This is a genomic window from Sphingobium sp. LSP13-1-1.1, assembly GCF_040676415.1.
Lineage (GTDB): Bacteria > Pseudomonadota > Alphaproteobacteria > Sphingomonadales > Sphingomonadaceae > Sphingobium.
Genome location: NZ_JBEGHU010000013.1, coordinates 29444 through 53623 on the forward strand (window position 1 = coordinate 29444; position 24180 = coordinate 53623).

Consider the following 24180-nt stretch of genomic DNA (forward strand, 5'->3'; position numbering starts at 1 on the left):
CCCTCTTCTGACAGGAGTTTCCTATGCGCGACGCCGTTATCGTTTCCACCGCCCGCACCCCGATCGGCCGGGCCTATAGAGGCGCATTCAACGCCACCCCTTCCCCCACGCTGGCCGCGCACGCTATCCGCGGGGCGGTCGAGCGATCGGGTGTCGATCCAGCCGAAATCGACGATGTGATCCTTGGCGCGGCACTTCCACAGGGCGTGCAGCAAACGATCGGCCGTACCGCCGCGCTACGCGCCGGTCTCCCGGTCACGGTGGCGGGCATGACGATGGACCGGCAATGCTCGTCCGGTCTCATGGCGATCGCCACCGCTGCCAAACAGGTGATCGTCGACCGTATGGATGTGGTCGTCGCCGGCGGTGTCGAGTCCGTCTCGATGGTTCAGACACCCGAACTGCGCGTCAGCCCGGATTTCGAATTGCTCAAGATGGTGCCGGACATCTACATGCCGATGCTGCAGACCGCCGAAGTGGTCGCCGGGCGCTACGGCATCTCGCGGGAACGGCAAGACGTCTATGCCCTGCGTTCCCAGCAACTTACTGCCCAGGCGCAGGCCACCGGCGCCTTCGACGAGGAAATCATCCCCGTCACCGCGACAATGTCCGTCACCGACAAGGCGACCGGCGAAACCTCCGCGAAAGAGGTGACGCTGACCAAAGACGAGAGCAACCGGCCAGATAGTTCGGCCGACGGGCTGGCGGCGCTGAAGCCTGTGGTCGCAGGTGGCGTGATCACCGCCGGCAACGCGTCACAACTCTCCGACGGTGCTTCGGCTTGCGTCGTGATGGATGGCGCCCTGGCGGCAAAGCGAGGTCTTGCGCCTCTGGGCCGCTATGTCGGCATGGCGGTGGCGGGTACCGAGCCCGACGAAATGGGCATCGGCCCTGTCTTCGCCGTACCTCGCCTGCTCGAACGCTTCGGGCTTGCGGTAGACGATATCGGCCTGTGGGAGCTCAACGAAGCCTTCGCGGTGCAGGTGCTCTATTGCCAGGACCGCCTCGGCATCCCTGACGAACGGCTCAACGTCAACGGCGGCGCGATATCGATCGGCCATCCTTATGGCATGTCGGGCGCGCGCATGGTTGGCCATGCGCTGATCGAGGGCAAGAAGCGCGGCGCGCGCCATGTCGTCGTGACGATGTGCATCGGCGGAGGCATGGGCGCGGCCGGCCTGTTCGAGGTGCTGTGATGAAGGCGCTGCTTTCCCTCCGGGCGGGCGGCCCCGAGACGCTGCAGCTTAGCGAACTGCCCACGCCCGAGCCCGGTGCGGGCGAACTGCGCGTGGCCACGATCGGCTCGGATGCGATGACTGCATAGGTCACATCGGGCTGGGGCTCGACGCGGGAGAAGCCAAGGTCGATCTCGCCACGCTGCAGCGCCTTGGCAACGGCGGGCGAAAAGTCGCTCGAGACGCGGAAATCGATCTCCTTTAGCTGGTCGCGCAGGATTTGCGTGACATGAGGGAGGCACTCCACTTCTTGTCCGGTCAGGAAACCGACCGAGAAGCTGGCCTTGGCCGGGCGGGCGGCGACGGCCTCGGCAGCCTGAGACAGTGCCAAACAACGCCATTCGTCGAGTCGGGCACGTGTCGCCTGCGTTATCAAACAGCTATCCTCGCCATCGCCCCCAAGGCACCGCTTTTCATTCTGCCCCACGCTCGGATCGCGCCAGTCGCCGGCCGGTGGCCAAAGTCTGAATGACGAAAAGGAGAATGAGGATAAATCCGACTGTCCCAACAAACAGGTCGAAGCCTGACAGACGTCCGAAATATCCTGGACCAGAACCCAGAGCCATCATCATCAACGTCAGCGCGATGAGGATCAATCGCAATTCGGTCGGGCCCGCTGCGAGATAAGACAGCTTGAACTCTCCCAACACGCGCGCGGAAAGGTAGGCGTGGATCGAGAGTAGCAGATATCCAGCAAGCGCCACCATCGCGACGTCCATGGTGACGAACGGACTAAGGCCAATACCGGTAAGGATGAACAGTGTCGCAAGCCCATCGCAGCTATGATCGATGAAATAGCCATAGGACGGACGTTCGATGCGGCGAAAGCGAGCGATGCTCCCATCCATCGAATCCCCAAACCATTGGACGACATAACCGGCGATGGCGAGCAACAGCCAGGATGAATGTAGATTGCTCCCCACGTAGCCTAGAAAAATCATGCATGCGCCGAACATGCCCAAGGCCGTCAGGCGATCAGGCGTGACGTACGGCGGCATTTGAGCGCACAGCCAGTTCAGTAATTTCCGCTCTTTCGCGGCAAGCCAATTTTCTTGAATACGGAAAAGGGCGGCTGAATTCTGTAAAGGAATTGTCATAGTCCCTTATGAAGCCGTCAGTCTCGATAGGCAATGTGGGAATGGTATTGCCTCCAATTGCTTCCAAGGCATTTCTGACGACCAGAAGCGGTCGGCAGATTGGCTTGCCGGCGGGCCTGTTACTCGACACTATAATCCGTAGTTCAGGCAGAAATCAGGAGCTCCTTTTTGGCCATCCGCCCATTGCATATTCTGCCCGTCGTCATCGCATTTAGCAGCTGTTCACCAAGTCGGCCAAGTGCAATGAACGTCCAATCTGAACTCGAAATCTGCTACAGAGATTATATCTATAAGGGCGAGGATAGATGGAGCGCCATTATCCGTTGTCCGACGATAAAAAATTACGCGTGGAATGGTGATGACAAAACATGGATAGCGCGATTTCAGTTATCCGAATCAACGGAGAAGTCTGGAGGTAATTCAGAAATCTTCGAAGTTGGCATGAAATACGGGAGTCGCGGCTGATATATTCCTCGCGAAGCTGGTCTCCAATTTCTCCAGTGTGATGTTGCCATGGCTGTCACGACGGATACGCAAGCGATCACCAATGCCCATTGATGAGGATGACAGGCAGCTTTTTCGATGACATTCGCGGAAACCTGCCAGTCCGCTACCCACCCCCGCCAGCCGTAAGCGGTCTAGATTCGTGCAAGGGTCGTTCCATTGGCGACCGTCCGGTTCGCAACGGGTATGCTGCCCGGCGGGACGCGACCAAAGCTGCGGTTTCCGGGGAGATCGTGACGGTATTCGCGCCGGGCGAGGCCAAACTGCCGCGGCGCCCCGCCGGTTCCGCGCAGGATCGCGAGGCCCAGCTCGTTGCCTTGCTCCAGTTATTGACAGGGGAGGGTGCCGCTCTCGACGCGCTAGCCTTCCGCAAGGGCCTCGAGGCGCGAGCCCCCGCCAGCATCAAGGCGCTCGCGGTCGATTGCGACTGCTATGCGCGCTTCTCGGCGAAACAGGGCGGGATCGGTCTACCCGCCAGCGAAGCGCGGCTCGTGGCCTATGTCGACTATTGCGAGGCGCGGCGGCTCAAACCCGCGACCGTGTCGCGGCGCCTGTCCTCGCTGGCGGTGGCGCACCAGCTGCTCGGGGTTGCCAGCCCCGTGGGCGGGGCGGTGGTGCGCGACGCGCTGCGCGGGCATCGGCGGCGGGTCGGGGTGCGGCAGCGCCAGGCCGGCCCGTTGCGCTTCGGCGAGGGCATCGGCCGCGAGGCGGTCAAGGGATTCACGCTGTCGGTCCTGCTCGAAGCCTGCGGCGGTGATGTCGTGGGGCTGCGCGATGCGGCGCTGCTGTCGCTGGGCTATGATGCGGGTCTGCGCGTCTCGGAGCTGGCGGCCGTGGAACTCGACCGGATCGAGCTCCAGGAGGCTCTGGCCGAGGCGATCGACGCGCTCAGCACCCATTCGCTGCGGGTCGGCCTGACCCAGGATCTGTTCGCCAGCGGTGAGGATGCGGGACCGATTGCGCAGGCGCTGCGCTGGACCTCCACTGCGACCGCGCTCCGCTATGGTCGCAAGCTTGCGCCCTCCGCCAACGCCGCGGCGCGCATGCTGAAAGGCGTCAGAAAATGATGCAGTTGCAGCAAAGTCAGTCCGTCAATCAAAATGGCTATGGGGCACCGGGCGCGGTCTCTTTGTCCGTTCACCGGGTCGGGATCTCCAACAACCTGTTCGCGGCCGGCGAGGACATCGCCAGCGTCATGGATGCACTGCACTGGAAGCCGCCGAGAATGGCGCTTCGCTATAATCGCAACCTGGCCGGCGACAATGGCGCGGCGGGACATCTGCTCTTCAAGATGAAATGGGTTGCGAGCCACCTCGCCTGAGCTTTCGTTCGCTTCGAACGGAAATCTTCGATCTTTAGAAGAGGCGCCATGGATTAAACTGCCCGCGCCGACCGTTTCCCGCCGGAAGCATCAAGCGTGGGGAACAAGTCGTGCGTCATGTCATATCGGCCGCAATCGCAACTCTGGCGATCGTCTCGACCGCAGAGGCGGCGGACCAAATCGGAGAGCAATCCACCATAACCCGGCGGACACCCATGGGCGCGGGCGCCGAGCTTTCGACGGGAATCGAATATCAGGACGGGACCTTTGGTACAGCGCAAAAGGTTGAAACCACGTCCATTCCCACGAGTTTGCGCATCGCAACAGGCCGGTTCCAATTCACCGTGACGCTGCCTTATCTAATCATTGACGCCCCGGGGAATGTCGTGGGCGGCGGCGGGGGACTGTTTGGGCTTCCTATCATCGTTGATCCAAGCCAGCCGGCGACCCGCGTGCGCCGCGAGGGGCTGGGGGATTTGCGACTGGGCGCATCCTATCTCGTGCCGCTTTCCGGCATCGGACTGACGGTGATGGGGCAGGTGAAAGTGCCGACGGCGTTGCAGCGCAAGAAGTTGGGAACGGGCAAGCCAGATTATATGATGGGAGCCGAGTTGGCGAAAAGCTTCGGCCGCATCACACCCTTTGCTGATCTCTCCTATACCATTGCCGGCGACCCGCAGGGTTTTGACCTGCGTAATGCTATCTCGGCTCGGGCCGGCGTCGCCGGGCAGATTGCTGCTGGTTTGCGGGGACATATTTCCTACGATTATGCTCAGAACCTCAGCCGGCTCGCGCCCGATCAGGAGCAAATCTCGACCGGAATCAACGCGGGTCTGACGAACCGGCTATCACTCGGATTATACGGCAGCGCCGGACTATCGCAGGGCGCACCGGATCTGGGCGCTGGGCTTCAACTGGGCGTGAGGTTATTCTGAAGACATCTGCTTCTTCATCACTCGAGTGCGCGGGTCGCTGCCGTGCCGTTTAATGCCGGGCGGATATTTGCGGAGAAGTCAGCTTGAGCCCCCTCGAATGCGCGGCGCGCGCCATATATGAAGGCAATCATGGCGCCTGCCTATTGGACGAGGCGTTAGCAGTCGTTCGGTGACGGCGTAATGGCCTCAGTGCATTATAGGGACACAGATATACGGTAGCATCTGCCGGTATATTGGCAACTCTCCCAACGGTAGTTCATAGCACCCCTGAATTGACTGGCATGCGAAGCTTAAGGCGGGTTCGGGGCTCGGCACAAGCGTCCCTGCTCGGTTATGGTTCGCAAAGCCCCCGAAATGGCGCAAAATGTCCCGCGCGAAACCGAATCCAAGTAGGCGCGGACCTCCGCGAAGAAATATGCTGACGAGAACAAGATATTGACTTTCAAGGAAATTGTGCACCCGACAGGGTTCGAAGTCGCCTTTGCCTTCGCGGACAGCGCTCTAGGTGAGCAAACGATGTCTCCTTTCCTAGCGCTCGCGATTCAGACCAGACATTCCGCTGACGGCCATCCCGGGCACCCATGATCGAAAAGCGGACCTGCCGCACCTGGCAATCAAAATTTGGGCGCTGAACGGCTGACATGGGTCGTCTGCGGTGCGGCAGGTTTCTCGGCGTTGGGAGCGGCAGCTTTGCCGAGGTCGCCTGCCGCCAACCCTCATTCTGGGATCGACCAAAGAGCATTCCATCTATGAAGCCGGCGCTCAGAAGATCGATTGCATCATGTCCCAACTCCTTCAAATTCTTCGCCTCTCCGCTCCACGATGAGGCGGGATAACAGCCTTCGCGCAAGTTCGGCGATCACCCAGCTTTCCCCGCAAATTGACAACGCAATGGCGCAAAGCGATTGCGTCGCTGCAGCTCTTAAGGAGGCTATAAAAAGGCCTGCTTGATAAAGGGGTTACGCCGATGCGGGGTGGAGGGCGGCGCGAAGCGATTGCGCAATCGGTATCAAAAGTAGGACGATTGGCGAGCGACAGTATCGCGGCGCTGGTCGTGAGTGGATTGATGGTGCTGCCTGATAGTGCGGAAGCGCAACCGGCGCTGCGCTTTTGGGATGGCAGCGATCCGGCAGAGCGTGAGAATGGCGTCATCGACGGGGGTTCGGGCGTCTGGAGCGCCACCGACCCGAGCTGGACCGACAGCAGCGGCGCGGTGAATGGTCCGATGCGGCCTGTGCCCGCCTTTACCGTTTTTCAGGGGCAGGCCGGCACGGTAACGATCGACGACAGGAGCGGCGCACCGGCTGTCACTGGCATGCATTTTCTGACGGACGGCTATCGCCTCGTCGGCGAGCAACTGAAACTCGATGGCGGCGCCTACACCTCGGTTCGTTCAACGGCGGGGGCGACCACGCGGATCGACGCCGAACTGAGCGGCAACGGAGGCGTGTTCTTCAATGATTTCGGCACGGTCATCCTGACCGGCGCAAACAGCTATCAAGGCAATACGCGCGTCGATGGCGGCACGCTGGTCGGCAACACGGATTCGATCCGCGGCAATCTGGAAAATGGCGGCACCGTCATCTTCGATCAGAATATGGACGGAATCTTTGCTGGGGGCGTGAGCGGCCTGTTCAGCTTCTGGGGCTTCATGATCAAACGGGGTGAGGGCACGCTTACCCTTGGAAGCAGAAATAATCTGGATTGGCGCTTGGAAGAAGGCGCTCTCGTGGCTCGCGCGGCCGGCTTTGGCGGCAATGTCGAGATAGGTGCGGCGGGACAGCTGACCTTCGACGCGGGCGAGGGGGCGGAGACGGAAACCGTCTATCCCTACGCTCTTTCGGGTAATGGCCGTTTCGACATCAAGGGAGCTGACATGCTCGTCCTGACCGGCCAGTCCACATTCTCCGGCCGGACGGAGGTTGCCGACAGCGCGCTGCGGGTCGATGGCGCACTGGGCGGTACGCTCCATGTCGGCGCGAATGGCATGTTGAGCGGCGATGGGCAGGTCGGCGCCGTGGAGATTTCTACTGGCGGGCGCCTGACGGGCAGGGCCGGCGCGACGCTTCATATGGGAAGTCTTGTACTTGGCGCCGGTTCGATCACGCAGGCCACTTTCGGGACGACGCAAGATCCGGCGTTGTTCGATGTGGCGGGCGATGTGACGCTGGACGGCACGCTGCATGTTTCCAACGGGGCGCCATTGGGTGAAGGGCTTTATCGGCTCATCAGCTATGGCGGCAAGCTCACCGATGGAGGGCTGGAGATCGGTGTACTGCCGCCCGGTCAAGCTGCCCACGGTCTTTCGATCCAGACCGCGACGATGGGACAGGTGAATCTTCTTTCCGGCACGGCGGCGCGGCCCTTGCAATTCTGGGACGGCGGCGACCCGACCCGCTATGGAAACGGCCGGGTGGACGGCGGCCCCGGCGTCTGGCGCAACGGAGCGCTCAGTTGGACTGGGCAGGACGGAATCGTCAACGAAGCTGGAAAGGCCAATGGCTTTGCGATCTTCACCGGCGATAGCGGGCAGGTCCTGATCGACAATAGCGCCGGGGCGGTAAAAACCGGCGGATTGCAGTTCGCGACCGGCGGCTATGTCCTGTCGGGAGGCACCCTGACATTGGCGGGAGGGAATCGCACGGTCATCCGCGTTGGCGCGGGCAGCGTGTGGGATTCCAGCCTGAGCGCCGAAATCGCCGCGCCCCTGTCCGGAACCACGACCGTGGTCAAGCGCGATGCGGGCACGCTCATCCTGTCCGGCGCCAACAGCTACACGGGCGATACCGAAGTCGAGGCGGGCACGCTGATCGGCAACATCCGCGCGCTTCGCGGCAATGTCCGCAATGCGGCGACGCTGGTGTTCGATCAGCGGGATAATGGCAGTTTCTCCGGCGCGATCGGGGCGCTCGATGGAAACGCCGGGACGATGGTGAAAAGGGGTAGCGGCGTGCTGACGCTCACTGGCCCCAGCACGCTCGACTGGCGATTGGAAGAGGGACGGCTGGCGGCCGCCGCGAGCCGCTTTACCGGCAATGCCGACTTGCGGCCGGGCGCGGAACTCCAGTTCGCGGAGACCAGCGCCAGCCGCTATTCCGGCCGGATCGGCGGCAGCGGGCGGTTGATCAAGGCGGGCGACGGCGCGTTGACCCTCAGCGGCGATTCCTCCGGCTTCACCGGCAGCACCCAGCTTCAGTTCGGACGCCTGATCGTCGACGGAAAGCTGGGCGGTCAGATAGCGGTGGAAGCGAACACACTGCTGGCCGGCCGTGGGACATTGGGGTCCGTCCGGGTCGCTCCAGGCGGCAAGATCGCGCCCGGCCCAGGGATCGCAACTCTTCACGTCGAGGGAAATCTGACCTTCGCGCCGGGAAGCCGCTATGAGGTGGAGGTCGATCCCTACGGCACGTCGGCGGATGCGATCATTGTGAGCGGCGTTGCGACGCTGGGCGGCACAGTTGCCCATATCGGCGCCAGCGGCATTTACCGGCCCAGTTCTACCTATGTCATTCTTCTCGCAGAGGGCGGAGTGCAGGGCCGGTTCGACGCGGTCACGTCCACCTATGCCTTCCTGACGCCTCGGCTCCGCTACGGCCATGACAGTGTGAGGCTGAGGCTGGATCGCAATGATGTCCGGTTCAGCGATGTCGCCACATCCTTGAACCAGCAGGCGACCGGCGCGGCGCTGGAGAGGATGGCGGCGGGCAACAAAGTACAGGATGCCGTGTTGATGAGCGACGCCGAGACGGCGCGCAAAGCCTTCGATCAACTGTCCGGTGAATTTCATGCCTCCCTGCGTGCAGCGTTGATCGAGAACAGCAGCCTGTCACGCGATGCGGCGCTAGACCGATTGCGCGGGACGGTTTCGGACCGTCCGGGGCTCACCTATTGGGGACAGGCGCTGGACGCCTGGAGCCATTGGCGCAGCGACGGCAATGCCGCGCGATTCGACCAAAGTTCGTCGGGCGGTCTGATGGGCATTGAGGCTCAGGCACCCGGCAGCAGCTTTCGCCTTGGCATGATCGGCGGTCACAACCGCGATCGCATGAGGGGAGAGGGGCAGGCGGATGTGGACAGTTATCACGCCGGACTCTACGGCGGCGGGACGCTGGGCCGGGTGGCGCTGCGCGGCGGGTTGGCCTTCGCCTGGCAGAATGTGGCGGTCCAGCGTTCCGTGCGCTTTTCCGGTTTTGCAGATGGTGTCGTCACGCAGTATCGCGCGACGACCGCGCAGATGTTTGGGGAGACCGCTTATCGCATCGAGACTGCGGCAGGATCAATCGAGCCCTTCGTCAGCATCGCACATGTGCGGCTGGATGTCGGTCGCGGGCAGGAAAGCGGCGCGGCGGCGGCGTTGCAACTGGAAGCGGATTCCCTGCGCACCAGCTACGCGACCGCGGGCACGCGCGGCGACCTCGATTTGGCTGTAGGAAGCGCTCGGCTCGCGGTGCGCGCATCGGCGGGCTGGCAGCATGTTTTCGGAGATCAACTACCTGTGGTTCAGGCTGCCCTTGACGGCCAGCGTTTTGCGGTCAGCGGCCTGCCGATTGCACGCGACAGTCTGGTCAGCGAATTGCGGTTGCATGGTGCGATCCGCGACCAGTTGCAGATCAACCTCGGTTATCAGGGCGCGATTGCCCGTAGTGGGCAAAATCATCAGCTTCAGGCCGGCCTGAACTGGCAATTTTGATCTTGCAGGAGAATAGAAGGCAGCTTTCCCGAATCGCTTGCCGCTGACGGTCGTTCGGAAATCGGCCAATTCTAGGCTCTAAAAAATGTGAAAGCGGACCGACCGGACCTCGGAGCAGAAAATTCGCTCTTGAGCGTCCTATAAGGGTCGTCATCTTAAGTCGTTCACCACCGACCATTCTAAGTCGAACCGTGCCAGATATTTTCGCAAGCGATCCGCATCATTCGAGCTGCTGCGGCGCGCGCGCGAGGCGCTGAAGAGGGTTCGCCCTGCTTCCGAAAGCGAACGGCTAGCGCGACATACCCGGATTGTCTCGGCGAGTTGGACGCGATCGAACAGGTCGAGTTCGACAATCTGCTCGTCGCTCAATATCTCGGGCAGAATGTCTACGGCGTTATCAGCCTGACCTGACCATAGCCGCCGCAGCCGCTCGATTTCTTTGTCGACGCAGTTCACATCAATTCGTCCTTTCGGGCTGAGCGTCGCCATTCGCGTCACGCTAGCGGCAAGGTCACGGAAATTGCCCGGCCAGCTTGCCTCTCCGGACGTCGCGAAGGCCAGATAGCGCTGGCGTGCTTCCTTGTTGAAACTGGCCTGATCGCCTTCGCGCTCGGCGAACCGATCCAATTCATAGTCGAGATTGGGCTCGATATCCTCGCGCCGCTCAGAGAGGCCGGGCAGGCGAAAAGTCCACAGGTTGAGACGTGCGTACAGATCGTCGCGGAAGGCACCCGATGCCACTGCTTCGCCCAGATCACGGTTGGTGCCGGCGATCAGCTGGAAGTCCGACGCGACCTCCTTGTCCGCACCGACGGGGAGGAAGCGCTTGTCCTCGATGGCGCGCAGGATCATCGCCTGCTCGTCGAGGCCCAGTTCGCCGATCTCGTCGAGGAACAACATGCCCTTGTCGGCAGAGCGAAGCAGGCCCGGCCGGTCGGCGACTGCGCCGGTGAAGGCACCCTTGCGGTGGCCAAACAGTGCCGACATCGCGCTATCGCCCTTCAGCGTCGCGCAGTTCACTTCCACGAACGAGCCGGCGATCTGGTGCTTGGCCTTCTTCAGCTCATAGATCCGCCGCGCAAGCTGGCTCTTGCCCGCGCCCGTCGGCCCCATGAGCAGTACGGGCGCGCGGGACCGCAGCGCGACCTGCTCGATCTCGTCGATCATGCAGTTGAAGGCGGCGTTGCGCGTATCGATGCCGGATTTGAGGAATGAGGTACTCTCCGCGCTCGCAACGGCAAAACGGGTGGCGATGCTGTCATAGCGCGACAGGTCGAGGTCGATGATGCTCCAGCGGCCGGGCGCTCCGCCATCCTCGGCGCGCTTGGCCGGTTGGGTCTGGAGCAGGCGCCCCGGCAAATAGCGGGCCTCGGTCAGCAGGAAGAGGCAGATCTGTGCGACATGGGTGCCAGTGGTGATGTGGAGGAGATAGTCCTGCTCGTCCGGGTCGAACGGCTCCGCGCGTGCGAAGTCGAGCAGCTTTCCATAGACTTCCTCAAAATCCCACGGATCGCGGAAGTCGAGCACGCGCATGTCAACCTGGGTCTCCGGTGAGACCGAGGCGACATCCTCCGCAACATATTCGGCAAGGCGCCGGTGAGCGGTGCCGTGGAGCAGCACCAACCGATCGACCCGCAAATCTTCGTGCATCGTGAGCGCGACCGTCGGTCGCCACTTGTTCCAGCGTGAAGGCCCGAATTTGCTTGCATCGAGCGTCGAGCCCAGGAATCCGATGACGGTGAGAGGTTTCATTCTTATACTATAGGATAAAAATATATCCTTTGCGATATGAAATTTGATCGCCGTCAAGCGAGGCGTATCGCCAGGCCGGAAAATAAATTACTATATATCAATGGTATGTCATTTTCCTTCGTCTCAATCTGCGGATTGGCACACCTCCTGCAATCTGGATTTGTGTCGGCAGAGGCGGATTACTCGGTCGGCAGGCGGAACTGGGGCGGTCGGAATGGGCTGGCCGCCCCAAGGATCGGAAATTCACAGGGCGTAGCTCAGTCTGCGCAGAGCGCCTGCCTTGGGAGCAGGAGGCCGCAGGTTCAAATCCTGCCGCCCTGACCAGATGAGGAGTTGGACGATGGCCAACAAGGGACTTTTTGCGAGCGCCGTGGCGAAGCTGTTGCCGCGCACCGACGCGCTGAACCGGGAGGGCGCGCCGGCCTACGCCTATGGGCCGAAGGCGAAGCTCGCCCAGTTGGCAACGACCGGTACACTGGCCGACAATTTCTACGGTGCGGCGGAGACGCAGCTTGCCGATGTGCTGGATGCGGCCCGCGCGGTCGATCCGACTTTCGTGGCGCAGGCCGCGATCTATGCCCGCACGTCCAGTGCGATGAAGGACATGCCGGCCTTGCTGGCGGCCTATCTGACGGTTGCGGATCCTGACCTCGCGGTCCGGGTCTTTGGCAAGGTCGTGAACAACGGCCGCATGTTGCGCAGCTTCGTGCAGATCATGCGCTCGGGGCAGGTCGGGCGGACGTCGCTCGGCACGCGGCCGAAGCGGCTGGTCCAGCGGTGGCTGGAGCAGGCGTCGATCCGCGACCTGATGCAGGCTGCGACCGGCAGTGCGCCGAGCCTGGCGGACATCGTCAAGATGGTCCACCCGCGCCCCGCGGATGCGGAGCGCAAGGCTTTCTATGGCTGGCTGATCGGCCGTCCCTATGACGTTGCCGCTCTACCCGCCGAGATCGCCGCGTTCGAAGCCTGGAAGCAGGATCGCACGCTGCCGCTGCCGCAGGTGCCGTTCGAGTGGCTGACCGCTTATCCGCTGAGCGCGGAACAGTGGACGGCGCTTGCCGGCCGCATGGGCTGGCAGGCGCTGCGGATGAATCTCAACACGCTGGCGCGCAATGGTGCGTTCGGTGTGGAGGGGCTCACCGATCAGGTAGTGGCCCGGCTCACCGACCGCGACGCGCTCCGCGCCGTGCGGCCCATGCCCTATCAGCTGATGATGGCGCTGGGCCAGGTCGGTGACGGCGTGCCGCTCAAGGTGCAGGCGGCGCTGGAGGAGGCGCTGGAGCTGTCGCTCCGAGGCGTGCCAACGGTGCCGGGTCGCGTGGTCGTCTGCCCCGACGTGTCGGGGTCGATGCAATCGCCGGTGACGGGCTACCGCAAGGGTGCGTCGTCCAAGGTGCGCTGCATCGATGTCGCCGCCCTGGTCGCGGCGGCGATGCTGCGCTCCAACCGTGAAGCGCGGGTCATCCCGTTCGAGCAGGCGGTCGTGCCAGTGACGCTGAAGGCCTCCGACCGGGTCGCGGCGAATGCCGCGAAGCTGGCGGCGGTCGGTGGTGGCGGAACGAACGTCTCGGCGCCGCTCGCTCTCCTCAACAAGGAGAAGGCGGCGGTCGATCTGGTCGTCATCGTCTCGGACAATGAGTCCTGGGTCGATGCGACGCGGAACGGCTCGACGGCGACGATGCAGGAGTGGACGAAACTGGTGAAGCGTAATCCGCAGGCCAAGCTCGTCTGCATCGACATCTCGCCCTACGGCACCACGCAGGCAACCGGGCGACCGGAAATCCTGAATGTCGGGGGCTTCTCCGACGCGGTGTTCGACACGATTGCGCGCTTTGTCTCCGGCGAAACGCGCGACTGGGTGAGCATCGTCGAACAAGTCGAGGTCTGAACGAACAGGGTCGTGGCGAATGCTGGCAGGACTACATGTCTCCAAACCACGAGGCCCGACGAGTAAAGCACCCGGAAGGCAGTTGTGCCGAAGGGAGATGCGGGTTCGAACCCCGCCGCCGATACGTAGCTTAAGGGCCGCGTCTTGCCGAACCTCGTCGTCACGACCCGCTTTGAATTATCACGGCGAATGCCGAGAAGGACTACATTGGTAATGTGGTTGTCGCGGGTTCAAGTCCCGCCGGACCGCCCAATCGGTCCGTAGTGTAACGGTAGCACAGGGACCGTCCGCAAGGACGGAGAGAAGTCTGTCAAAACCTCGTCGCCATGGCACCGAAATTTGAGCTGGCGAATGCCGGCGGGACTACACGGGTAAGGCCGAAAGGCCGAGCGGTTCGAATCTGCTCCGGAGCAATCCGGCCAGGATGCTCCGGGATGTCTCGCCAAAACTCGTCGCCGGCACCATGAATAGATAAGGGAGGTCGAAATGACCGAGAGCAGGACTTACGATATTCAGCATGTCGAAGGCGGTAAGCCGGTCAAGCTGTGGACGCGCGGCGTGCCGGTCGACGAGAAGGCGCATGAGCAGCTCCGCAAAGCGGCGCGAATGCCCTTCCTGTTCAAGCATGTGGCGGTCATGCCGGACGTACATGTCGGCATCGGCGCGACCGTTGGTTCGGTGATCCCGACCAAGGGCGCGGTGATCCCGGCGGCCGTGGGTGTGGACATTGGCTGCGGCATGATGGCGGCGCGCACGTCGCTGATGGCGAGCGACCTGCCGGACAATCTGGAGGGCATCCGTTCGGCCATCGAGCAGGCGGTGCCGCACGGCCGTTCGGTCGGTCGCGGCCAGCGCGATCATGGCTCGTGGGGCGCACCGCCGGTTGAGATCGTGGACGCCTGGGCGACGCTCGTGGAACGGTTCGACCGGATCACGGCGAAATATCCGCGGTTCAAGAACACGAACCAGCTTACCCACCTGGGCACGCTGGGGACCGGCAACCACTTCATCGAGCTGTGCCTCGATACCGAGCAGCGCGTGTGGATCATGCTCCATTCGGGTTCGCGCGGCGTGGGGAATGCGATCGGCACGTTCTTCATCGAACTGGCCAGGCAGGACATGCGTAAGTGGTTCATCAACCTGCCCGACGAGGATCTGGCCTACTTCCCGGAAGGGACCGACCATTTCGACGACTATGTCGAGGCGGTCGAGTGGGCGCAGGACTTCGCGGCGCTGAACCGCAGGATGATGATGACCAATGTGATCCGGGCGCTTCGCGGCCAGATCGCCAAGCCTTTCGACGCCGAGCTCGAAGCGGTGAACTGCCATCACAACTATGTGACGCGGGAGAACCATTTCGGCCAGAATGTGCTCGTGACCCGCAAGGGTGCGGTGCGCGCGGCGAGGGGCACGATGGGCATCATCCCGGGCTCGATGGGCGCGAAATCGTTTATCGTGCGTGGTCTCGGCAATGCGGAATCGTTCGAGAGCTGCAGCCATGGCGCGGGACGCGTGATGTCCCGGACCCAGGCCAAAAAGTTGGTCTCGCTCGACGAGCATATCGCCGATACCGCGGGCGTCGAGTGCCGCAAGGATGAGAGCGTCATCGACGAAACGCCCAAGGCCTACAAGCCGATCGAAGCCGTGATGGCCGCCCAGGCCGATCTGGTGGAGATCGTCCATACGTTGAAACAGGTGGTGTGCGTCAAAGGCTGAACCTTTGGCGCGCACTGCTTCCAAATGAGAATCATCATGCAGACCGTCACCAATCAGAGCATTGCCCTGGCCGTTCGGCGCGAGATCGAGACGCGGCTGACCGCCATTGAAGAGGCGCATGATGTGCGGATCTTGCTGGCGGTCGAGTCCGGTTCACGCGCATGGGGCTTCCCCTCGCCCGACAGCGATTATGACGTGCGCTTCATCTATGTGCGGCCGCGCGCATGGTATCTTTCGCTGAAACCGGGACGTGATGTGATCGAGACGCCGATCGAGGACGACATCGATCTGAACGGATGGGACATACGCAAGGCGCTGGGTCTCCTTCTCAAGTCGAACGCGGTGGTCAGCGAATGGATTGAAAGCCCGATCCGCTATCGACCCGTTCATTCGGCCGTGGCCCCGCTGGCCGCGTTGGCGGACCAACTGTTGGATGCGCCGGGTCTTGCCCATCATTATGCCAACCTTGGCCGCAATGCGGCTGAACGCTGGCTGGAGGATCACGGAGACGTGCCGGTGAAGCGGTATTTCTATGCCCTTCGTCCAGCACTCGCGATCCGTTGCATGAGGCTCAATGGGAATGTGCGTCCGCCGATGAATCTTCAGGCTCTTGTCGAATTGAGCGCACTGCCTGACTGCATGCGGGATGAAGTGGCGAAGCTGGTCGAGGCCAAACGGCAGAGCAATGAACTGAGCAATGCAACCCGTGTGCCTGCTCTGGACGACTTGATCCGCGAAGAACTAGCGCGTGCGGGCGAGTTGCCAGAGAGGGGGCTGGATATCGACGGCGTCACAGCAGCCGATCACCTCTTTCTCGAACTGGTAGACACATGATCACGATTGACGGATCGGAAGGCGAAGGGGGCGGGCAGGTCGTGCGCAATGCGTGCGCGCTTTCGCTCGTTATCGGCAAGGCCGTCCGCATCGAGAATGTCCGCGCCAAACGGTCGAAACCGGGGCTCATGCGCCAGCATGTGACTGCGGTGGAAGCCGCGTGCGTCATCGGCAATGCCGAATGCGAGGGGCTTCATGTCGGTTCGTCCGCGCTCAGCTTCACGCCCGGCCGCGTCGTGCCGGGCGAATATCATTTTGCTGTCGGCACGGCAGGATCGACGGGACTTGTCTTGCAGACGGTGCTGATGCCGTTGCTGCTCGCCGATGCGCCGTCGCGGCTGGTGCTGGAGGGCGGCACGCACAACATGCTGGCGCCGCCGTTCGACTTCATCGCGAAATGCTTCCTGCCGATCATCAATCGCATGGGGCCGAAGGTGGAGGCTCGGCTTGTCCGTCACGGCTTCTACCCGCGCGGTGGCGGCCGGATCGAGGTCGACATCAGCCCGGCGCCGCTGCGGCCGATCGACTGCCTAGAGCGCGGAGCCCTGATGGGCGTCAGCGGCCAGGCGTTGTTTGCTGGCCTACCGTTCGAGATTGCAGAGCGCGAAATCAATGTCGTGCGCCGCGACCTCGGCTGGTCGGAGCGGGAAGCATGTGCTCGCGAGCTTCCGGACGATCAGGGCCCCGGCAATATCCTGTTGCTTGAAGCGCAGTTCGAGCATGGGACCGAGATCGTTAGCGGATTCGGCCAGTTGGGCGTGCCGGCCGAACGCGTGGCAAAGAAGGCGGTCGGGCGAATGCTTGGCTTCCTGGAATCCAGTGCATTTGCCGGCCCCTATCTGGCGGATCAGTTACTCCTTCCCTTTGCCCTTGCGGGCGGGGGCAGCTTTACCACGGTCAAGCCGAGCCAGCACAGCCTGACGGCCATTGACGTGATCGGGCGCTTTCTGGATCGGCGACTTGGGTTCGCCCAGCAACATGGTGGGACGCATCTGCTGGCCGTCCGATAACGTGCAGCCAAGTTCCGTGTCAGGCGGAGCATGGCTGGCCGCGCATATTGTCGCGTTGCCAAGTCATGATGAATCGACTATTGAGCCCGCAGCCGATCCCGGCCGGTCCTGAGTGTAGAAAGGAGAATGACATGCGAGCAGCACCTGCAAGCCAGCCAGAAATTCTTCTTATCCAGAATGTTCAGGATGATATTGCATGGGCAATTTCCCTGCAGGTGACTTCGCTCACCTGACGCATATTGCTGACCCGCGCCGCGCGGGCCAGATCAACTTCAATCATTTCGACATCAGCGTTTCCGCTTCCTTGCCCAACGGGAAGGAGGTCGATCATGCGCGCTGACATGTTCAAGACCATCGTGGAGCGACCGCGCTGGGGGGCGAGTCACGCACGTTCCGCAAAGCTGAAAGGAAAAGCCTCCCGGGGCATCAAGCAGATAGGCTTAAAGCGCCATGCCAAGATCGGGACACCTTACACCAAGAGCCTCAACGAGAATCTTGCGCCGCTTGTTCGTTTCCTGCGCAGCAGGCGTGGCAAGCCTTGGGATATGGTCTTCAGCGAGATTTGCGCGGGCCTCGATACCGGTAGCACGGTGAAGATGCATGTCCGCCAGCATCTGGAGGATTATGTCCTCACCCGCATCTCCATTGGTCGTCATGGCGAATGGATGTTCGAGGGAGAGGTGCTCGAACGGGAAGGGCGCTGGTTCCGGCGCCGCGCGTTCTTCGTGGACCCTGAAGATGGGCTTTTGAAGGACTATGTCCAGCTTCGGCATAGGCTACCGCCCGCCAATCGCGCGTGCCAAACCAATGCTCCATTGAAGGGAGGTGCATGATGCAACAGTCCTGCATTACCCTCATTGCGAATGATCCTGCTCGCCTCGATCCTCTCGCCGTTGATCAACTCCATGCCACGGCGAAGCTGGACGGCATCCGGCGCGTGGTTGGCCTGCCTGACCTCCATGCCGGCAACGGTATTGCGGTCGGCGCAGCCTTCTGGTCGGAAACCCATATCTATCCGCATCTGGTCGGCAGCGACATTGGATGCGGCATGGCCTTATGGGAAACCGACCTAGCCCTGCGCAAGTTCAAGCTGGGAGTGGCGGAACGGAAGCTGCATGATCTCGACACGCCTTGGGAGGGGGATAGCGAAGGAGCGCTCATTGCGGCCGATTTGCCAGCGACCATGGCCGATCCATCGCTGGGTACCATCGGCGGCGGCAACCATTTCGTCGAGTTGCAACGGATCGAGGATGTCGCTGACTCCGCGCGCTTTGACGAACTAGGGCTTGGTCGCGACCGGTTGTGGATGATGGTTCACAGCGGATCTCGTGGGCTGGGGCATGCGATCCTGACCACGCATGCGGCCAGGAATGGGAGTGCCGGATTGAAAGCCAATCAGCCGGACGGTCTCGCCTATCTCGTCCGGCATGATCAGGCCCTAAACTGGGCCATGCTCAACCGGCGGATCATCGCCGGGCGTTTCGCGGAAAAGCTGGGGTTCGAGGGGCGTTGCGTCCTCGATATCTGCCACAACAGCGTCACGCCCCATCAGGGCGGATGGCTGCATCGCAAGGGTGCCGCACCGGCCGATCGGGACCTCGTCGCGATCCCCGGTTCGCGCGGGGATTTCAGTTATTTGGTCGAGCCGTTGGCTGATCGCGCCGATGTTGCGCTCCATTCCCTTGCCCATGGTGCGGGGCGCAAATGGAGCCGCAAGGATGCCCATGCCCGCCTGTCCCGTCGCTATCGACCGGCTGAACTGGAGCGGACGGACCTTGGCAGTCGGGTGATCTGCGAAGATCGGCGACTGATCTTCGAGGAGGCACCTCAGGCGTACAAGGATATAGGCGGCGTGATTGGCGATCTGCACGATGCGGGCCTGATCCGAGTGATCGCGCTTCTGCGTCCCTTGCTCAGTTATAAAACGAGGCGCCCATGAGCGACATCATCCTTCATCTGACCTCCGGCAGTGGGCCGGAGGAGTGCCGCTGGGTCGTCTCCCAGTTGGCCATGGCTTTCGCGCGGGAAGCAAAGGAGGCTGGCGTTGCCTGCGAACTGGTCGAAAGCCATGATGGCCTGCCGTCTTCGCTCCTGCTTCGAATATCGGGCGAAGGCGCAGGCGCCTTCGCATCCAGGCGTGTAGGCACGATCTTGTGGAAGGGGGAAAGCCGATTCCGCACTCATCACAAGCGTCGCAACTGGTTCGTCGGCGTGAGCGTCGCGCCAGAAGCCGATGCGATTGCCGATTTGCGAGAGGAGGATATCGACTATCAAGCGATGCGGGCCAGTGGCCCGGGCGGCCAGCATGTGAACAAGACCGACAGCGCTGTGCGTGCAACGCATCGCCCCACGGGCCTCGTCGCCACCGCCCAGGAACAACGATCCCAGCACGCCAATCGGAAACTGGCGAAACTGAAGCTGGCGATGTTGATCGAGGATCAGCGGGCCCATTCGCAAGCCAAAGGGCGACAGGCAGAATGGGCTGTTCACAAACAACTGGAGCGCGGCAATCCTGTGCGCGTCTATTCTGGTCCGCAATTTATTTCAAAACGCACGTCATAGACGATTGGGGAGGCTGGTGTCGCAGAAGCGGCATCAGTCTTCTTCTGATTCGCAAATCAGATTTCGAGGGAAAGCGTTGAGTCTATATCGGCCGCGGAGGATTGGCCTATTTTGAATCGTTATGCCTGCCATCATGGCCCTAGGAGACGTGTCATGGGATTATCAGAATTTGATCCCGCCGCCCGGGAGCGAATATCTTGGAACGCCGGACGCAAGGTCGGCGCGAAGCGGGCGTTGAAGCCCCGTCAGATTTGGGCGATCCGCTTCTTTCTCGACCAGCATGGGCGCATTCGGGATCGAGCCCTCTTCGATCTAGCTATCGATAGCAAATTGCGCGGCTGCGATCTGGCGAAAATCAGGATCAGCGATATCGTTTGCGATCGGAAAATTCGAACGCGTGCTACAGTCGTTCAGCAAAAGACCGGAAGACCAGTCCAGTTTGAACTGATGGACGATGCTCGCGCAAGCCTGCTGAAATGGCTCGAACTGCGGTGTGGATCCCTGGAGGACTTTGCATTCCCCAGCCGCACTGATCACGTAACCCTCATCAGCACAAGGCAATATGCCCGCCTGGTCGATGAATGGGTCACGGGAATTGGCTTGCCCAGCGAGGACTATGGTACCCACTCTCTACGGCGGACCAAGGCATCGATCATCTACAAGGCGACTGGATATCTCCGCGCGGTCCAGATTCTGCTTGGGCACACGAAGATCGAAAGCACGTCCGATACCTCGGAGTTGATGTGGAGGATGCTTTAACTCTCGCAGAGGGCACAGAAATCTAAGCTCGCCTAGCTCCTTGTCGCTGCGAGGAGCCAGTCGGTCACGGGGATCGTCGTCGTGTTGATGAGCTGAAGCATCCGCTGATGGTCGCTCACGCCCGGCGTCTGCGCGGTGTGCCGGGGACCCAGCACAGCCTGCTGCGCGGCGATGGCAGGCAAGGTCGGGAAGAGGAATGCCGCCAGCCCGTCGGGATTGACGCGCGAGATGACGGTTCCCGTGCCATGCTCGCGGTTCTCGCTGAAGTTCAAGATGAAGAGGTTCTCGATCCCGCCGCCGGGCTTGAAGAGAAGTGAGACGCGGCCCGCAGTGGCGTTGATATTGTCATAGTCGCGGCCGGTCGCGGTTTCCCGGGTGAAGCCGTCGCGGGTGCGGTGTCAGATGCCGGCACGGAGCAGTAGCTTGTCGTCCATCAGCGGGACGTTGGCGACCGCCTCCTGCTGGAAATTGCTGTAATTTCCATATCCCACGCGAGCATAGCCGCCCGGTTCGTTGGTCGGGCGGGCAGGCGAAAAGAGGATGGCGCCGCCCACCGAGTTGCGGCCGAACAGGGTGCCCTGCGGACCGTTCAGTACCTGGACGCTGCCCATGTCGAACAGCGCACCGTTGCCGTTGCCGGGCACCGGCACCTCCGCGAAATAGGCCACAACGGAGGGATCGGTGCCGTAGGTCGTGCCTTGACCGCGCAGCGTGTAGTTGTTGGAACTGCGCGCAGTGTTGGTGCTGACGTTGAGCGACGGCGCAAGATACTGGACATCCTGCACGCTCGTCAGGTTCTGCCGCCGGATCACGTCCGAGCTGACGACGCTGACCGAGACCGGAACCTTGTCGATCCGCTCTTCCTTGCGGCGCGCGGTGACGACAATATCGTCCACCGGCATGGCGGCGCTCTTTCCGTCCGTCTGCGGCGCCGCAGCGGCGCCGCCGGCGCCCAGGCCCGTGGTCGCGAGCAAGACGGCGATCCCGCCGAAGCCATATGAAATTCCCTTTTGAAGCGGCTTGACCACATGTCCCTCCCATCAAGATCTGTTCCGGCGCTTAGATGGCCTTTCCAGCGGTCGCGGCGCATACCCCGAACAAACTAGACGGGCATCGACGCGATGACATGCAAAATGGTCCTGCCGAACACGCAAGTTCCGTCATAGTTGATTTTGACGATGTACGCCTTTCTCTCCGTCCATATCCAAGGGGAACACCGGGCAAATGCCCGAATAAGGAGAGCTCCATGGCGTCCCGGTTCGATGTGCAGGATATCATTGTCGATGAACAGGAGATCGTGGCGCGCGCGCGCGCGCTGATCCCGCTGTTGCGCGAACGTGCGGTGGAGGGCGAGGCGAACCGTGTTGTCAATTCCGATACCGTTCGCAGAATGAAGGAGGCGGGCCTGTTCCGCGTCCTCCAGCCCAAGCGCTGGGGCGGATACGAGTTGGGCCAGCGCGCCCTGGCCGAAGTGCAGATCGCTCTGGCGGAGGGCGATATGTCCGTCGCCTGGATTTATGGGATCCTGAGCGTCCACAGCCTTCATATCGGGTTGATGGAGGATCGCGCCGCGCAGGACGTATGGGGACAGGACACGTCCGTGCTCGTCGCTTCGCCCTACATGCCCGGCGGCAAGGCGACACCGGTCGAAGGCGGCTACGAGTTCTCTGGCCGCTGGTCCTATTCGAGCGGCTGCGACCATTGCGACTGGACGTTCCTCGGCGGCTTCGTCAACGGCGATCCGAGCGACTATCGCTCCTTCCTGCTGCCGCGCAAGGACGCCAAGATCGACGATAGCTGGCGCACCACCGGGCTCAGGGCCACGGGTAGCCAGGACATCGTCGTCGACAGGGCGTTCGTGCCCGAATACCGCACCCACCGGTTCATCGACGGTTTCACGGGCAACAATCCCGGCAAGGCGGTGAACCATCATCCCCTGTTCGCGATGCCGCACCAGCTCATCTTCATGCGCGCGATCACCAGCGGCCAGATCGGCGCGCTGCAGCACATGGTCGATCTGTTCACCGCCTATGCCAAGGACAAGGTGTTCATGGGCAGCGAGACGGCCAAGGACCCCGACGCGCAGTTCGCGGTGGCATCGGCGGTGGCCGGTATCGACGAGATGAAGAAGTCGATGTTCGCCAATTTCGAGATCATGCTCGACTATGCCGAGCGCAACGAGATGCCGCCGATCGAGATGCGCCATATGATGCGTTTCCAGAGCGCCAGCGTCGCCGACCGCAGCGTCAAGCTTGCCGAGGCCATGCTGACCCTTTCCGGCGGCGGCGGCGTCTACGACAAGTCGAACATGGGCCGCATCTATCGCAACATGCTGACCGGCCGCCAGCACGCCGCCGCGCAGCATCGCAACTACGGGCGGATCTTCGGCGACCTGCTCCTCGGCGGGGAGCCATACGACATCTTCGTGTGAGGCTGCTCGACCAGCGCCATTCAGCCGGGCGAGGAACGCAACCTTGGTTTGCCGCCGCACCCCCCAGCGGCAAAGGCGGGCGACCGGCGTCCCAGCGGGATCACGCTGTTCGACAGGACATGCACCACATCCGCCTGCCGGTTGATGCCCATCTTCTGGAAGATCGAGCGCAGATGCGCGCGCACGGTATGCTTGCTGATGTCGAGCATCGTGCTGATCTGATCGATCCTCCGGCCATTGGCGAGGTCGATGGTGATCTTCGCCTCGGTCGGCGTCAGAGAGAACAAGGTCTGCAGCAGGGAGACATCCTCGTATCGCAGCCAGATATCGTCCCTGACGAACAGCAGCGCACACGTCTCGCTCTTGTCGGTGAGCAGGGAGTGTGTCGGCATCGCCACGATCAAGAGGTCCAGCTTGCGGTCCGTTTCCGGCGCCGAGACGGACAATATCCGGGAGCTGGGCTCGCCATCGGCCCTGATGAGCGAGCGGATCGACTCCTGCAGCTTGCGATCGGCATATTGGTCATGAAGATGCAGGTTCCGGTCACGCGCGAAAAAGAAATCGCCGGCCGCGACGTGGCGTTGGGCCGACTCGTTAAGCGCGTGGAACTCGCCCAACGGCGTTATCATGAATATCGCCGTCGACAGTCTGTCCAGCGCCTGCGACTTGAACTGACTCAACGCATGATAGGTCGCCAGCTTTCGCCGCAGTCCCAGCGCGCGGCCGAAATGCCCGCCCGCCATGCGGAAGAAGGCGATGTCCTGCGTGTCGAACTCCGGTGCGGTCGAGCCGCGGTCGCAGTTGAGGTAATATTCCATCCCGCCGAACTTATCGATGCACATGGTCAGCATGCTGCGGGTGCCGAACCGGCTCAGCATGTCGGCGAGAGCTGGATCGAGATTTTGGTTCGACCAGTCGACGACGCAATGCTCGCCGGGCTTGAGCGGCACTGGGCCCAGCTCGCCATTGGCCCAGTTCTCCCATTCGGCGATCGTGTGCTGGTTGACGAGGGGGCCCGCGGCGAAGAGATGCTCGCGGTGCCGGCTGGCCGTCTGCACCATGCGGAGGCACACGCTGTTTGCCTGCATGCGAACCCGGAGAAGCTCCTGCGCCTTGGTCCATGGCGTGTCGGCGTAAATGTCGTCGTAGAGCGTCGTCAGCAGGCCATCCATCTTTGCGAGCATGTCTCTGGCCTCGGCCATGTTTCCTCCTGGCTGGCATGCCCGCTGTACCACGGGTCGCCTTCTTTCTCCGCGTGAACGATACGGCTTCGCCGGGTGGCGATCAATAATTTCTGGCTTGCGCCCCAGCCAAACCGATCGGCAATTATATACTTTACTTAGCAGCGTGATTGAGCCATACCATTTGTATGGCAACGAACATCACAGACCCGATCTTTCACGATGAAGCCAAGGCGCTGGCTCATATTGAGGCTTCGCGCTGGAG

At 62.1% G+C, this 24180-nt stretch carries 20 protein-coding genes, 1 tRNA gene and 1 pseudogene; 16 read left to right on the forward strand and 6 right to left on the reverse strand.

Annotated features, from left to right (window positions below; all coding sequences use genetic code 11):
• Positions 1-23: 23 nt before the first annotated feature.
• Positions 24-1196 carry an acetyl-CoA C-acyltransferase gene (locus tag MRBLSP13_RS10555; RefSeq protein WP_363735776.1) on the forward strand — a complete coding sequence of 391 codons (1173 nt, stop codon included), beginning with the start codon at positions 24-26 and terminating at the stop codon, positions 1194-1196.
• Positions 1196-1324, forward strand: a complete 129-nt coding sequence (locus tag MRBLSP13_RS10560; RefSeq protein WP_363754402.1) for a hypothetical protein — start codon at positions 1196-1198, stop codon at positions 1322-1324. The genes MRBLSP13_RS10555 and MRBLSP13_RS10560 overlap by 1 nt, the downstream gene beginning before the upstream one ends.
• Before the next feature lie 324 nt (positions 1325-1648).
• Here MRBLSP13_RS10560 and MRBLSP13_RS10565 read toward each other — a convergent pair whose 3' ends face one another.
• Positions 1649-2332 (reverse strand): CDP-alcohol phosphatidyltransferase family protein, encoded by a 684-nt coding sequence (locus tag MRBLSP13_RS10565; protein ID WP_363735774.1) that lies wholly within the window; start codon positions 2330-2332, stop codon positions 1649-1651.
• Between the two features lie 737 nt (positions 2333-3069).
• On the opposite strand from MRBLSP13_RS10565, the gene MRBLSP13_RS10570 reads away from it, so the two are divergent.
• The 4 genes from MRBLSP13_RS10570 (at position 3070) to MRBLSP13_RS10585 (ending at position 9782) form a co-directional block, all read left to right on the forward strand.
• A complete protein-coding gene (locus tag MRBLSP13_RS10570) occupies positions 3070-3903 on the forward strand; it encodes a hypothetical protein (RefSeq protein ID WP_363735773.1) in 834 nt (277 codons plus the stop codon).
• A complete protein-coding gene (locus MRBLSP13_RS10575; RefSeq protein WP_363735772.1) occupies positions 3900-4157 on the forward strand; it encodes a hypothetical protein in 258 nt (85 codons plus the stop codon). Before MRBLSP13_RS10570 ends, MRBLSP13_RS10575 begins: the two co-directional genes overlap by 4 nt.
• 215 nt (positions 4158-4372) lie before the next feature.
• Positions 4373-5092, forward strand: a complete 720-nt coding sequence (locus MRBLSP13_RS10580) for a transporter (protein WP_363754404.1) — start codon at positions 4373-4375, stop codon at positions 5090-5092.
• Positions 5093-6116: 1024 nt separating this feature from the next.
• On the forward strand, positions 6117-9782 hold the full coding sequence (locus MRBLSP13_RS10585) for an autotransporter domain-containing protein (RefSeq protein WP_363735770.1): 3666 nt from the start codon (positions 6117-6119) through the stop codon (positions 9780-9782).
• Positions 9783-9932: 150 nt separating this feature from the next.
• Here the strand turns inward: MRBLSP13_RS10585 and rtcR are convergent, their stop codons facing one another.
• Positions 9933-11534, reverse strand: a complete 1602-nt coding sequence (gene rtcR, locus MRBLSP13_RS10590; RefSeq protein WP_363735769.1) for an RNA repair transcriptional activator RtcR — start codon at positions 11532-11534, stop codon at positions 9933-9935.
• Between the two features lie 246 nt (positions 11535-11780).
• On the opposite strand from rtcR, the gene MRBLSP13_RS10595 reads away from it, so the two are divergent.
• The 5 genes from MRBLSP13_RS10595 to rtcA all read left to right on the forward strand — a co-directional run bounded on the left by MRBLSP13_RS10595 (position 11781) and on the right by rtcA (position 16982).
• Positions 11781-11858: transfer RNA gene (locus tag MRBLSP13_RS10595), tRNA-Pro, on the forward strand.
• Between the two features lie 16 nt (positions 11859-11874).
• Positions 11875-13422 (forward strand): RNA-binding protein, encoded by a 1548-nt coding sequence (locus MRBLSP13_RS10600; protein ID WP_363754406.1) that lies wholly within the window; start codon positions 11875-11877, stop codon positions 13420-13422.
• Between the two features lie 558 nt (positions 13423-13980).
• Positions 13981-15138, forward strand: coding sequence for an RtcB family protein (locus MRBLSP13_RS10605; protein WP_363754408.1), 1158 nt, complete (start codon positions 13981-13983; stop codon positions 15136-15138).
• 24 nt (positions 15139-15162) lie between these two features.
• Positions 15163-15972 (forward strand): nucleotidyltransferase domain-containing protein, encoded by an 810-nt coding sequence (locus MRBLSP13_RS10610; protein WP_363754410.1) that lies wholly within the window; start codon positions 15163-15165, stop codon positions 15970-15972.
• Positions 15969-16982: an RNA 3'-terminal phosphate cyclase gene (gene rtcA / locus MRBLSP13_RS10615; RefSeq protein ID WP_363735765.1), complete on the forward strand. Its 1014-nt coding sequence runs from the start codon at positions 15969-15971 to the stop codon at positions 16980-16982. Before MRBLSP13_RS10610 ends, rtcA begins: the two co-directional genes overlap by 4 nt.
• A gap of 181 nt (positions 16983-17163) precedes the next feature.
• On the opposite strand, the gene MRBLSP13_RS10620 is transcribed toward rtcA, so the two are convergent.
• On the reverse strand, positions 17164-17313 hold the full coding sequence (locus tag MRBLSP13_RS10620) for a hypothetical protein (RefSeq protein ID WP_363754412.1): 150 nt from the start codon (positions 17311-17313) through the stop codon (positions 17164-17166).
• Here MRBLSP13_RS10620 and MRBLSP13_RS10625 point away from each other — a divergent pair.
• From MRBLSP13_RS10625 to MRBLSP13_RS10640, 4 genes and pseudogenes are all read left to right on the forward strand, one after another.
• The gene (locus MRBLSP13_RS10625) at positions 17312-17815 is read left to right on the forward strand and encodes a hypothetical protein (RefSeq protein ID WP_363735763.1); all 504 of its coding nucleotides are present in this window, start codon (positions 17312-17314) and stop codon (positions 17813-17815) included. The two genes, MRBLSP13_RS10620 and MRBLSP13_RS10625, sit on opposite strands and share 2 nt — an antisense overlap.
• The gene (locus MRBLSP13_RS10630; RefSeq protein ID WP_363735762.1) at positions 17812-18921 is read left to right on the forward strand and encodes an RNA ligase RtcB family protein; all 1110 of its coding nucleotides are present in this window, start codon (positions 17812-17814) and stop codon (positions 18919-18921) included. Before MRBLSP13_RS10625 ends, MRBLSP13_RS10630 begins: the two co-directional genes overlap by 4 nt.
• On the forward strand, positions 18918-19544 hold the full coding sequence (gene prfH, locus MRBLSP13_RS10635; protein ID WP_363735761.1) for a peptide chain release factor H: 627 nt from the start codon (positions 18918-18920) through the stop codon (positions 19542-19544). The genes MRBLSP13_RS10630 and prfH overlap by 4 nt, the downstream gene beginning before the upstream one ends.
• 153 nt (positions 19545-19697) lie before the next feature.
• Positions 19698-20329, forward strand: a pseudogene (locus tag MRBLSP13_RS10640) (tyrosine-type recombinase/integrase).
• A gap of 6 nt (positions 20330-20335) precedes the next feature.
• Here the strand turns inward: MRBLSP13_RS10640 and MRBLSP13_RS10645 are convergent.
• On the reverse strand, positions 20336-20575 hold the full coding sequence (locus MRBLSP13_RS10645; RefSeq protein WP_363735760.1) for a hypothetical protein: 240 nt from the start codon (positions 20573-20575) through the stop codon (positions 20336-20338).
• A 126-nt stretch (positions 20576-20701) separates the two neighbouring features.
• Entirely contained in the window at positions 20702-21331 is a 630-nt protein-coding gene (locus MRBLSP13_RS10650; protein WP_363735759.1) for a TonB-dependent receptor plug domain-containing protein, read from the reverse strand.
• A 218-nt stretch (positions 21332-21549) separates the two neighbouring features.
• On the opposite strand from MRBLSP13_RS10650, the gene MRBLSP13_RS10655 reads away from it, so the two are divergent.
• Positions 21550-22734 (forward strand): acyl-CoA dehydrogenase family protein, encoded by a 1185-nt coding sequence (locus MRBLSP13_RS10655; RefSeq protein ID WP_363735758.1) that lies wholly within the window; start codon positions 21550-21552, stop codon positions 22732-22734.
• A 20-nt stretch (positions 22735-22754) separates the two neighbouring features.
• Here MRBLSP13_RS10655 and MRBLSP13_RS10660 read toward each other — a convergent pair whose 3' ends face one another.
• Positions 22755-23936, reverse strand: coding sequence for a helix-turn-helix transcriptional regulator (locus MRBLSP13_RS10660; protein ID WP_363735757.1), 1182 nt, complete (start codon positions 23934-23936; stop codon positions 22755-22757).
• Positions 23937-24180 lie beyond the last annotated feature (244 nt).

What these genes read in the sequence shown, in the direction of transcription:
- MRBLSP13_RS10555 (WP_363735776.1), top strand. Translation starts at nt 24, where the DNA reads ATGCGCGACGCCGTTATCGTTTCCACCGCCCGCACCCCGATCGGCCGG.
- MRBLSP13_RS10575 (WP_363735772.1), top strand. Translation starts at nt 3,900, where the DNA reads ATGATGCAGTTGCAGCAAAGTCAGTCCGTCAATCAAAATGGCTATGGG.
- rtcA (WP_363735765.1), top strand. Translation starts at nt 15,969, where the DNA reads ATGATCACGATTGACGGATCGGAAGGCGAAGGGGGCGGGCAGGTCGTG.
- MRBLSP13_RS10630 (WP_363735762.1), top strand. Translation starts at nt 17,812, where the DNA reads ATGATGCAACAGTCCTGCATTACCCTCATTGCGAATGATCCTGCTCGC.
- MRBLSP13_RS10610 (WP_363754410.1), top strand. Translation starts at nt 15,163, where the DNA reads ATGAGAATCATCATGCAGACCGTCACCAATCAGAGCATTGCCCTGGCC.
- MRBLSP13_RS10625 (WP_363735763.1), top strand. Translation starts at nt 17,312, where the DNA reads ATGCGCGCTGACATGTTCAAGACCATCGTGGAGCGACCGCGCTGGGGG.
- MRBLSP13_RS10620 (WP_363754412.1), bottom strand. Translation starts at nt 17,313, where the DNA reads ATGATCGACCTCCTTCCCGTTGGGCAAGGAAGCGGAAACGCTGATGTC.
- MRBLSP13_RS10565 (WP_363735774.1), bottom strand. Translation starts at nt 2,332, where the DNA reads ATGACAATTCCTTTACAGAATTCAGCCGCCCTTTTCCGTATTCAAGAA.
- MRBLSP13_RS10580 (WP_363754404.1), top strand. Translation starts at nt 4,373, where the DNA reads ATGGGCGCGGGCGCCGAGCTTTCGACGGGAATCGAATATCAGGACGGG.
- rtcR (WP_363735769.1), bottom strand. Translation starts at nt 11,534, where the DNA reads ATGAAACCTCTCACCGTCATCGGATTCCTGGGCTCGACGCTCGATGCA.
- MRBLSP13_RS10660 (WP_363735757.1), bottom strand. Translation starts at nt 23,936, where the DNA reads ATGGCCGAGGCCAGAGACATGCTCGCAAAGATGGATGGCCTGCTGACG.
- prfH (WP_363735761.1), top strand. Translation starts at nt 18,918, where the DNA reads ATGAGCGACATCATCCTTCATCTGACCTCCGGCAGTGGGCCGGAGGAG.
- MRBLSP13_RS10600 (WP_363754406.1), top strand. Translation starts at nt 11,875, where the DNA reads ATGGCCAACAAGGGACTTTTTGCGAGCGCCGTGGCGAAGCTGTTGCCG.
- MRBLSP13_RS10655 (WP_363735758.1), top strand. Translation starts at nt 21,550, where the DNA reads ATGGCGTCCCGGTTCGATGTGCAGGATATCATTGTCGATGAACAGGAG.
- MRBLSP13_RS10560 (WP_363754402.1), top strand. Translation starts at nt 1,196, where the DNA reads ATGAAGGCGCTGCTTTCCCTCCGGGCGGGCGGCCCCGAGACGCTGCAG.